The sequence below is a fragment of the Phytobacter massiliensis JC163 genome (assembly GCF_000321045.1).
GTDB classification, from domain to species: domain Bacteria; phylum Pseudomonadota; class Gammaproteobacteria; order Enterobacterales; family Enterobacteriaceae; genus Phytobacter_A; species Phytobacter_A massiliensis.
Genome location: NZ_HE578945.1, coordinates 2,105,844 through 2,115,321, shown reverse-complemented (window position 1 = coordinate 2,115,321; position 9,478 = coordinate 2,105,844). Strand labels below are relative to the sequence as shown.

Sequence of the window (9,478 nt, the reverse complement as noted above, 5' to 3'; positions counted from 1 at the left end):
AAGAAGCGGAAGTCAATGATCCACAAAAGGACCTGTCTGCGTGACTGTAGGGTGCTAAACGTGATAAAAGTCGGTCATGTTAAACGGAGCTGAAAACTCATAATGAATCCATCACTTCTGAGCCCTTTCCAAGAATGCCGCTGTCCGGACTGGATATGTCCAGTCTGTGGCGGGAATACGCTGGCCATAAAAGAAGGAACCTTTCATGCCGGTCAGACGGCCGAATCCAGTAAAATCTGGGAGACACCCGACTTTGGTCTGCCTGATATGGAATTTGCGTTCGCCTGCCTGTTGTTCTGTCAGCGGACCCGGTGTCCGGCAGTTGTGGCAGTCACCGGAACTGGTGTCCTTCCTGATAGCGACCTGGTTCGACCTGATGCAGGGGAGATTACCCGGGATATTATTTACCGGGCGTCCAGTTTCACACATGCATTGCCTGCTTTTGCTATTCCTGCAGGATGTCCTGAGGAGGTCGCTCTGCCGATAAGACAGTCTTTTAAGTTGTTTATCATCGCACCGGGCTCAGCAGCAACAGCGATACGAATTGCCCTGGAAGCGCTGATGAATGCGCTTAATATCCCGGGAACAACATTACACTCGCGGCTCGAAAAGTTGCGAGATGATGCTGAATATGCTGAGCACATGGAGGCCCTGATGGCGCTCAAATGGCTGGGCAATGCCGGCAGCCATGAACTGGACCGGGTGAGCTGCCAGGACATTGAAGATGCATACCAAATTATTGAGTCTGTGTTTGACAGAATTTTTGCAGACTCTAAAGATTCACTGGCAGCCCTGATCAATCGCATGACCCGAATGTTTGCACCTCAAAAATAGCTCGTCCTCTCTTATGGAGTGCTGTCTTTTGATGCTGATCTGGATAAGGTTGGTGAAGCTGAACTTGCCGCATACTGTTTAAAAAATCTCACCCGGAAGGTATGCTTTCAGGAACATAACAACCATGAATGAAGGAGTTCATGTGGTCAGTGAACTGACAGAGAAAGACCTGCTGGAGAATGGTTTCACCGTCAGAAACATATCCCGGCTCAGGGAAGTGCTGAACAGGAATGAAAATACCGGCGAGACGCTTTCGGGACTGATTGATGATTTGAGCCGGCGTTTTTACGGCGGCGTCATTTGTCTGTTTCTTGTTCTGGCACCGCTGGTTTTCCTTCCCGTCTTTTATCCGCCTTCCCTGCTACTGTATTACTTACCGGTCGCCATTTTTGGTGTGATTGCGGTCTGGTATCTGATACCTCTCGGCCTTTCATGGAAAGCATACAGGATGATGAAAGGCCGGTAGGTGTCACTGCGGTTTTTCGTCATGCTGCAGCTGGTAAAGCGTATGGCCAATTTTTGCCCCTTTCCACGTCGCCGAGACGCCTTTAATGGCGAGTGCCGTCCGGCTCATGGTGGTCACCTGCCGCATGAAGTCTGGGGCAAGATACCGGTACAGACGCCAGGCATCAGGTTTCAGGGTGAGCTTGAACATGCCATAGTAGGACGTGCTGAGATCCACCAGTTGATAAGCCAGTAAGCCCACCTTACGATCAAAGCCCAGAAATTCGGCCGACCCTTCAAAGCCATCGCGCATAAAATTGACGGGATGTTGTTTCCCCGCCAGCTTCTGGATACCTTCCGCTGCCGATGAGACACCATTAAGCACCAGGGTCGCACCGGCGATAATGCCTAGCACATTCCCTGTCGGAACGGATGAAGCAATGACACCAATACCACCGGCTATCTGCAGACCGGAAATGACCACACCGATAAAATCGATGATATAGCCGAAAAACTTCCCGTTTTCTTCGTAGATCCTGACCGATGCGGTGAGAAGAGACTCGCCCGTCCTCAGCATTCTGTCCTGAATTTTCAGGTTATTGTGTTCCTCACGGATGTTCAGGATACACTGCTGGCATTCCTGTTCTGTCGCGCCATTGCGGATAGCGGCAAGCTGAAGTTTACTGAAATCCCGCACATTGTCCTGAAAGCGAACGCGCGTCAGGGCATCTTTAATATGAAACCCCGATACGGCAAGCGCTGTATTCATCAGCTGATTCACTTCCAGTGAGGCCATTGTCAGGAAATAGCCCGAAAAGCGATTACCACCTGTATATATGTCCAATTCCTTCCCTCGAATCGTCGTAGACCAGAAAATATACGGTAGCACACACTTTTAAGCTGTGACAGATTCCCGGCTGTATATCATTATCTTGTAACTTCCACTATCGGCCTGTACTGAATCGCCACGAGTTCCCGTGCACGTCAGGGGTATAATCCCGTCTCAGGCACATTCCAGGAAACCAGTCTGATGGCAGATACAGAGAACGATATCCCTTTGAATATTTGGGCTGAGGCAGTGAATTCGCTTTTCAGTGATGACCTGCCGGAAAGCCTGTTCACCCTTTCAGAGGCTGAAATTGCGGCTGTGTCACGTCTGCATCCTCACAGATGGCCGTCCACCGGACGGGCCTGTATCAAATGGGATTTGACTGTTCAGGGACGTGCATTCACATTCCCCCCTCCCTCGTTGCGGGTATTACAGCCCGCCAGCCATACAGCTTTCACAACTGATTCTCTCGTTCTGGGCAGAGCGGCTTTTTCAGATTTTGATCCTCTGCTGCATCCCTTTTTTCGTCAGGCATCTGACACGTTATGGAGCACCCTTGATCCCCGGAAGCTTGCGTGCGCAATACTGCATATTGCAAAGGGGGCACCTGTCTCCCCCGGGCATTTATGCGTACACGAAGAAGGCGGGTTTTACTGGGGGGACGGGACTCACCGTTATGAAGTCCTGAAGCGGTCAGGATCACCGGATTTATATTTTCTGGCAGAGCCAGAAGACGTGGCCAGCATTGAAACTTTACTTGCTGTTGAGTGGCGTGAAGGCTGTTGAGCAGGCCCTGTTTATCCCCCTACGCGTCAGCTTCCCGGTTTCGCCGGGCAAAAAGCAGGTAACACAGCAGGCATGATTTTTTTGCTTCTGTGTTACCGACAGGCCGGCACGGCAGGCAGATACTTGCGAGCGTGGCGGCCACTTTCCCAGTGTTGATGGCGTTGTGTTCCTCATCCGTGCCACTCGTGTATCCGCGAGACCGGGCCTGACGATTATTCACCGGACTGAATTTCCCGGATGCTCTTCAAATCAAGACGGTTTGCACACCAGACGCCGCTTCCGACCGCGGCGCCCGTGGACTTTCTGAACCGCAGGCCGCATTCACTGACCCACTGGGTGCGGGTTTCCCGCAGCCTGACCTCGCGGGGCCGGTAGCATTCTGTAATGATCCCCACGTGCGTCATTGGCTGCCGGTTTTTCTGCTCAGTGATGTGAGTGGCCTTATCTGACGGAGCGGCCACTGTTCTGTCGCGGTACTGAGGCTGGATCTCCATGGAGAGCAGCGGAGGCTTGCTGCCAGGTTTCCCGTCCTGTCCTGTCGCAGCCAGCAGACCGTCCGCCACCTCCCTCAGCCAGGCATACAGATTCCACGCCTGATCCGAAATGCCGTCGAACGTCAGTTCACGCGTGCTGAGGGTCCCGCCCTGGTCCCGGACCACCGGCAAAGTCGGATCTGGGTTGGCTAAACGTGTGAGAGAGTGAAGGAGCAACGGCAGGAAGGAGTTGAAGGCAAAAGGCAGGTGGGAACGGAAGGTCTGCTATGAGCGAACAGCGGACATTCGAAGAAAAGTCTTTTTTTCCAGGAGAACCAGACCAGCAAAAAGGAGCACAGCCCGAGCCGTGCTCCCTTGGTCTAGTTCCAAAGAAATGTCAGTGCCTTATCCAGAACAACTTCTGGTTGTTCAAGCATAACGAAATGGCCGCAATCCTCGATAACTTCCAGCGTATAATTGGAGTAGAACTCGTGCAAATGTCTGCTCGCATCAATGGTTATGGATGAATCCTGCGCGGCCCAGAGTACCTTGGTCTCTATCGGAGTAGGCTGATAATCGTGTGGTGACCATGGTGTCGACTCTGGTGTTAAATTCGCCCTGTCATAGTTGAGGCCGCCAAGAATATTACCGGGTTTCATGTAATTATCGATTAGCACTTCAAACTCTTCTTCGTTCAGTACAGGTTGTTTGTGGCCCCAACTGTCGAAAAAATGACGATAATAAGCTTCGGTACTTTTACGGGTACTACTAATTAGTGTTTCTGCCATATCCAGTGCATTGAAAAGTGCATACCAGTCGGAAGGGGTGATGGCGCCTTCTGTAAACACTGGCATAACAGGATCAAGCATCACGCATTTATCCACTTTCTCAGGGTACTTACGTAAAAATTTGTGAGCGGCCATTGAGCCATAGTCGTGCGACATGATATGACATTTCTCTATGCTGAGAGCCTCCAGTAAGCGGGCCTGATCTTCTGCAAGTTGCCCAATTTCATAGTCTTCAATCCTGGCAGGGTCTGTCTTTTCAGAGTCACCTGAGCCTCTTAAATCGGGAACAATGACATCGAAATGCCTGGACAGGGGTTCTATTAGATAGCGCCAGTCCCACCAGAACCCAGGAAAACCGTGAAGCAGGAGCAATGCTGGTCCTGAACCTTTCCGTACATAGTTAATTTTTACGCCATCAAGTTCGATAAGTTGCGGGGAGTAAAATTCAGGCAGTTCATACTCCATTTTTATTCCTCGATGTTGATTTCAAATGTGACAATATCAGGACATATACTCCTGTAGGCTCCTTCGGGCATGTCAGTTCATTTACTGGTAGATCTGACCTGTATGAAGTTATCGACAAGCTTCAAAAGATGTCGTTTCACTTCAACATGGCTTCTTGACTCCATATTAGTGAGTTGCGATATCCAGAAGCCTTCGGCGGCGAAGCGTATCGTTGCCAGTTCTATGAAATTGTCGGTTTCGCTATGTCTTTCCAGTAGATTATGAATTCGTTCAGACAGGTAATACCGCGTTTCATCACTTCCTATAGCAGCTAATGCCAGATACGAGTAAGTTCTGGCAGAAGCATCGGTCGGATCAGGAATTGAAACTTCCACATAAGCTCTTGTGAAAGTACCAACTTCACCACTACGGCTTGTAATATGGCGATTCAGTTCGGCTTCCCAGTGATCGGCAAGGTCTGCAAACAGAGCATCTAACAAAGCTTTCTTCGTCGGGAAGTGATGCATTACACCTCCTTTAGTTACAGAGGCTGCATCTGCAACTGCCTGAATAGTGACAGCCTGTACCCCGTGTTCAATTGCCAGTTGTGCGGCGTTATTCAGGATCGCTTTTCTTACTCTTTCAGGATTTTTTTCTCGTTTATGAGCAGTAGACATTTTCTAATGAGGTCTCATGTATGCTTTACCAAAAGAATACCATACGTTTGGTATGTTTCAAGTTTGGACAATTTTGCATCATAACTCTACGTCCGCTCCTGGCACAAAGCGGACATCCCATCTTCATATGCTCTTACTGCCGTCAGTTGACCCAGTCTTCCAGCATCAGGCCCGGCACCCGCTCAAACTCCCGCACATTATTCGTCACCAGGATGGTACCAGCCGCAATCGCATGCCCGGCAATCGCCGTGTCGTTCGGGCCGATTGGCGTCCCGGCCGCAGTCAGCGCAGCCTTAATTTCTGTGGTTGCGTCTACTGCGGCGCGGTCCCAGGCGAGGATTGCATCGAGGCGGGCGCAGAAAGCTTCGACAAGCAGGCCGTGGCGGGGAGATGCCTTCTTTCCGATCGCACCGAAACGCATTTCGGCATGTAAGTTTTGATCACAAGTCAAACCGTCCTTCATCGCTGACAACATCACCACGCTCGGCCATAAAGTCCGAATCGGCTTTTTCAAGCTGAGTAAACGAACCCCATGTTGGGCGAACGGGGCGAAGGATAATGCAGTCACCTTCCCGGACGATCTCCAGTTCGCTCACTCCCTCAAAATCCAGGTCCCGGGGCAGACGGATAGCGCGATTATTGCCAATTTTGAATATTGATACGGTTCTCATAATGTTTGTCCCGATTAACTGGCTTTTAGGCATATGTATAGATATGACTTCTTCGGAGTGATAAAAGTGCACATGCGATACATGCAAAAATGCGCTATGCCAGGCTGGAACCTCACGCACCCAAACCTTCTACCCCATCCGGTGCTCGCCGCGCATCAACGCCTCCCGGTCAAAAAAGCGCTCAATCCGACCGTTTGCCATAAAACCCGCCCGGTCTGACATATGGGCTATCACATCGGCGTCATGGCTTACCAGCAGGTAGGTCATGCTGTGCTGCGCTTTCAGACGGTTAAGCAGATTCAAAATTTCCGCCTGCACCGACATATCCAGCGCGGAGGTGGGTTCATCCAGCAGCAAAATCTTCGGACGCAGCAGCAGCGCACGGGCGATGGCGACGCGCTGGCGCTGCCCGCCGGAGAGCTGATGGGGAAACCGTTTTGCCGCATCGGCGGGCAGCCCCACCTCCTGCAGCGCAGCAGCCACCCGCTGCTCAATATCCTGTTCCCGATGAATTTTTAACGGCTCCGCCAGCGTGCGGTACAGGGTGTGGTTAGGGTGCAGCGAAGCGTACGGATCCTGAAACACCATCTGCACGTTGCGCCGCAGCTGCCCGTGATAGCGCGCCCCGGCTTTTACCGGCGAGTCAAAAAGCGACACCTCGCCGCGCCACTCTCGCTGCAGTCCGGCCAGGACGCGCAGCAGGGTCGATTTACCGCAGCCGGAAGCGCCAATCAAACTGAACGTTTCCCCGGACTCGATAGCCAGGGAGGCATCCGACACCACGGTTTTTTCACCGAAGCTTACGCGCAAATCCCGAATATCAACGATGGCCATTTTCTACCCCGCTAAATGAGAGGCTACGGTCGAGGGTCGGCAGCATCTGCCCGTAGGTTTCCGCGCCGGGGCGGCAGGTCCATAGCGTGCGGGTATAGGGATGATCCGCCTGCGGCAGCGCATGAGCAGGCATCGCGTCGACACACTCCCCCTGATACATCACCATGACGCGGTGACAATGCTGGGCCACCAGCGGCAGGTCATGGCTAATGAGCAGCATCGCCATTTGCCGCTGCTCGCACTGGGCAACCAGCAGTTCGAGGATCTGGTTACGCAGCCGCGCGTCCAGCGCCGATGTCGGTTCATCGGCAATCAGAATTTTGGGGTCATTGACCAGCGCGATGGCAATCATCACCCGTTGCCCCATGCCGCCGGAGAGCTGACCGGGGTAGCGGTGCAGCACCGCAGGCTCCAGCTCTACCGCCCGTAATGCCTCGTCAATCTTCTCCCGGCGCTGCGAACGGCTCAGGCGCTGATGCAACGTGAGCGCTTCATCAAGCTGCGCCAGCACCGTCTTCACGGGATTCAGGGCGTAACGCGGATCCTGCAACACCATGGCGATGCCGTTGCCGCGCAGATTCTGCCAGCCGCGATTGTTCAGGGTACGCAAATCGTAGCCCAGCACATTCAAAGCATCGGCGCTGACCTTGCCCGGCTTGCGCACCAGCCCCATCAGGGCGCGTGCGGTCATGGATTTGCCAGAGCCGGACTCGCCCACCAGCGCGAGGCGTTCATTACCCAGCGTGAAGCTCAGATTTTTAACCACTCTGGCGGCGGGATAATCAATGTTCAGCCCTGCCACCTGTACCCGTGTTTCAGTCATGTTGCGGCTCCAGTACGTCGCGCAGGCCGTCGCCCAGCAGGTTGAACGCCAGACTTGCCAGCAGAATCACCGCGCCAGGGGCGGCGGCGATCCACCATTGATCGAAGATGACCTGCATACCATCGGCAATCATCGCTCCCCATTCCGCCATCGGGGGACGGGCACCCAGCCCCAGAAAGCCAAGGCCAGCGGCGGCCAGAATAATGCCCGCCAGATCCAGCGCCAGCCGCACAATCGCCGACGGCAGGCAAAGCGGCAGAATGTGGCCGGCAAGTAAACGCCAGCCGCGTATGCCCATCATCTCGGCGGCGGCCAGATAATCACTGTGGCGCAGGCGCTGAATTTCACTTCGCGCCTGGCGGGCATAGGCAGGCCAGGTCGTAAGCGCCAGCGCCAGCGCGCCGTTCACCAGGCCCGGGCCAAGCATCGCCACGAAAGCAAATGCCAGAATCAGGCGCGGCATCGACATCACCACATCGGTAAAGCGCATCAGAACACGCTCCAGCCAGCCGCCGTAATAGCCGGAGAGAATACCCACAATCAGCCCGGCAGGGAGGGTGATAACGGTCACCAGCGCTACCAGTCCCAGCGCCGGACGGCTGCCATAAATAAGCCGGGAGAGCAGATCGCGCCCGTAGCTGTCGGTCCCCAGCCAGTGAGCGGCGCTCGGCCCCTGTAAACGCGATGCGGCATCCTGCCAGTTCGGGTCGAGCGGCGCGAGCAAGGGGGCAAACAGCGCCACCAGCAGGAGCAGCATAACGATGGTCAGCCCGCTCAGGGCGGCGGGGGAGCGGCGCAGACGGCGTAAAAAAAGAGAGGTCGGCATTAGCGCACCCTCGGGTCGGTTAACCGCACCAGCAGGTCGGTCAGGTTATTGATCAGCACAAAGCAGAGGCCAATGACCAGCGTGCCGCCCATGATGGCGGTGGTATCGCCGGCGAACAGGGCAGTGGTCAGGTAGCGCCCTATGCCCGGCCAGGAAAAGACCGTTTCGGTCAGCACGGCCCCTTCCAGCATACTGGTCCACGCGAGGGCGATAACCGTCAGCAGGGTGCCGCGAATGTTGGGCAGCACATGGCGCAGCAGGATAGTCATCTCGCCAGCGCCTTTGGCGCGGGCCAGCAAAATATACTCTTTGTTCATCTCGCTCAGGCAGGCGGACCGCGTCAGGCGCGTTATGCTGGCCAGCGAGTAATAGGCCAGCAGCGACACGGGCAGGACCAGGTGGCTAATGGCATTTTTGAACGCCTCGCCATCGCCGGAAAGCCAGGTATCAATCAGCGCAAACCCGGTCTGCGGCGTTACGGTGTACTGGTAGATATCATCCAGTCGCCCCGGCCCCGCGCTCCACTGCAGCCGTGCGTAAAACAGCGCCAGCATCAGCAGGCCAAGCCAGAAAATGGGCACCGAGTTGCCAAGCAGGGTAACGGTACGCACCGCCAGGTCCAGAGGCGAGCCGGAGAAGCGGGCGCACAGCACGCCGGCGATAATGCCGAACAGCGCGCCGATAACCAGCGCCAGCGTCGCCAGCTCCAGCGTGGCGGGAAAGGCGGAAAGCAGATCCTGCAGTACCGGCTGCCCGGTGGCGCTGGCGATGCCTAAATCGCCGTGAACAAGGGAGACCAGATAGTGCCAGAACTGTACCGGTAGCGGCTGATCCAGCCCAAGCTGGTGGCGCACCTGGTCGTAGGTGGACTGGCTGGCGTGATCGCCGACGATTTGCAGCACCCGGTCGACGGGGGAAAACGCCGAAAGCGCAAAGGTGACCACCAGCAGGCCAAACAGGGTCAGAACAAGGGTGAGAAGCGCCTGTAAGACGCGGATCGCCCTGGGAGAAATGGTGGACATGAAAGACTCGTTAATAGCCAGGTCAGA

12 protein-coding genes and 1 pseudogene are annotated in these 9,478 nt (G+C 54.8%); 3 read left to right on the top strand and 10 right to left on the bottom strand.

Annotated features, from left to right (window positions below; genetic code table 11):
* Window positions 1-102: 102 nt before the first annotated feature.
* Together ENTHG_RS10350 and ENTHG_RS10345 are read left to right on the top strand one after the other, a co-directional pair.
* Entirely contained in the window at window positions 103-834 is a 732-nt protein-coding gene (locus ENTHG_RS10350) for a DUF4145 domain-containing protein (protein ID WP_044178801.1), read from the top strand.
* A 124-nt stretch (window positions 835-958) separates the two neighbouring features.
* The gene (locus tag ENTHG_RS10345; protein ID WP_044178798.1) at window positions 959-1,300 is read left to right on the top strand and encodes a hypothetical protein; all 342 of its coding nucleotides are present in this window, start codon (window positions 959-961) and stop codon (window positions 1,298-1,300) included.
* Window positions 1,301-1,303: 3 nt separating this feature from the next.
* On the opposite strand, the gene ENTHG_RS10340 is transcribed toward ENTHG_RS10345, so the two are convergent.
* Window positions 1,304-2,122, bottom strand: coding sequence for a DUF4225 domain-containing protein (locus ENTHG_RS10340; protein WP_044178794.1), 819 nt, complete (start codon window positions 2,120-2,122; stop codon window positions 1,304-1,306).
* Window positions 2,123-2,308: 186 nt separating this feature from the next.
* Between ENTHG_RS10340 and ENTHG_RS10335 the strand changes: the two genes are divergently transcribed.
* A complete protein-coding gene (locus ENTHG_RS10335; RefSeq protein ID WP_044178791.1) occupies window positions 2,309-2,893 on the top strand; it encodes a hypothetical protein in 585 nt (194 codons plus the stop codon).
* Window positions 2,894-3,105: 212 nt separating this feature from the next.
* Here the strand turns inward: ENTHG_RS10335 and ENTHG_RS10330 are convergent, their stop codons facing one another.
* The 9 genes and pseudogenes from ENTHG_RS10330 to ENTHG_RS10295 all read right to left on the bottom strand — a co-directional run bounded on the left by ENTHG_RS10330 (window position 3,106) and on the right by ENTHG_RS10295 (window position 9,451).
* On the bottom strand, window positions 3,106-3,552 hold the full coding sequence (locus tag ENTHG_RS10330) for a hypothetical protein (protein ID WP_044178787.1): 447 nt from the start codon (window positions 3,550-3,552) through the stop codon (window positions 3,106-3,108).
* Between the two features lie 194 nt (window positions 3,553-3,746).
* On the bottom strand, window positions 3,747-4,619 hold the full coding sequence (locus tag ENTHG_RS23725; RefSeq protein WP_052332686.1) for an alpha/beta fold hydrolase: 873 nt from the start codon (window positions 4,617-4,619) through the stop codon (window positions 3,747-3,749).
* 77 nt (window positions 4,620-4,696) lie between these two features.
* Window positions 4,697-5,275 carry a TetR/AcrR family transcriptional regulator gene (locus tag ENTHG_RS10320; RefSeq protein ID WP_044178784.1) on the bottom strand — a complete coding sequence of 193 codons (579 nt, stop codon included), beginning with the start codon at window positions 5,273-5,275 and terminating at the stop codon, window positions 4,697-4,699.
* 142 nt (window positions 5,276-5,417) lie between these two features.
* A pseudogene (locus ENTHG_RS10315) lies at window positions 5,418-5,705 on the bottom strand (PIN domain-containing protein); the annotation flags it as partial.
* A gap of 10 nt (window positions 5,706-5,715) precedes the next feature.
* Complete coding sequence (gene vapB, locus ENTHG_RS24205) at window positions 5,716-5,946, bottom strand: type II toxin-antitoxin system VapB family antitoxin (protein WP_071825855.1); 231 nt, start codon at window positions 5,944-5,946, stop codon at window positions 5,716-5,718.
* 129 nt (window positions 5,947-6,075) lie between these two features.
* Window positions 6,076-6,780, bottom strand: coding sequence for an ABC transporter ATP-binding protein (locus ENTHG_RS10310; protein ID WP_044178779.1), 705 nt, complete (start codon window positions 6,778-6,780; stop codon window positions 6,076-6,078).
* A complete protein-coding gene (locus ENTHG_RS10305) occupies window positions 6,767-7,603 on the bottom strand; it encodes an ABC transporter ATP-binding protein (protein ID WP_044178776.1) in 837 nt (278 codons plus the stop codon). The genes ENTHG_RS10310 and ENTHG_RS10305 overlap by 14 nt, the downstream gene beginning before the upstream one ends.
* Complete coding sequence (locus tag ENTHG_RS10300) at window positions 7,596-8,429, bottom strand: ABC transporter permease (RefSeq protein WP_044178774.1); 834 nt, start codon at window positions 8,427-8,429, stop codon at window positions 7,596-7,598. Before ENTHG_RS10300 ends, ENTHG_RS10305 begins: the two co-directional genes overlap by 8 nt.
* A complete protein-coding gene (locus tag ENTHG_RS10295; protein ID WP_044178771.1) occupies window positions 8,429-9,451 on the bottom strand; it encodes an ABC transporter permease in 1,023 nt (340 codons plus the stop codon). The genes ENTHG_RS10300 and ENTHG_RS10295 overlap by 1 nt, the downstream gene beginning before the upstream one ends.
* Between the last annotated feature and the right edge of the window lie 27 nt (window positions 9,452-9,478).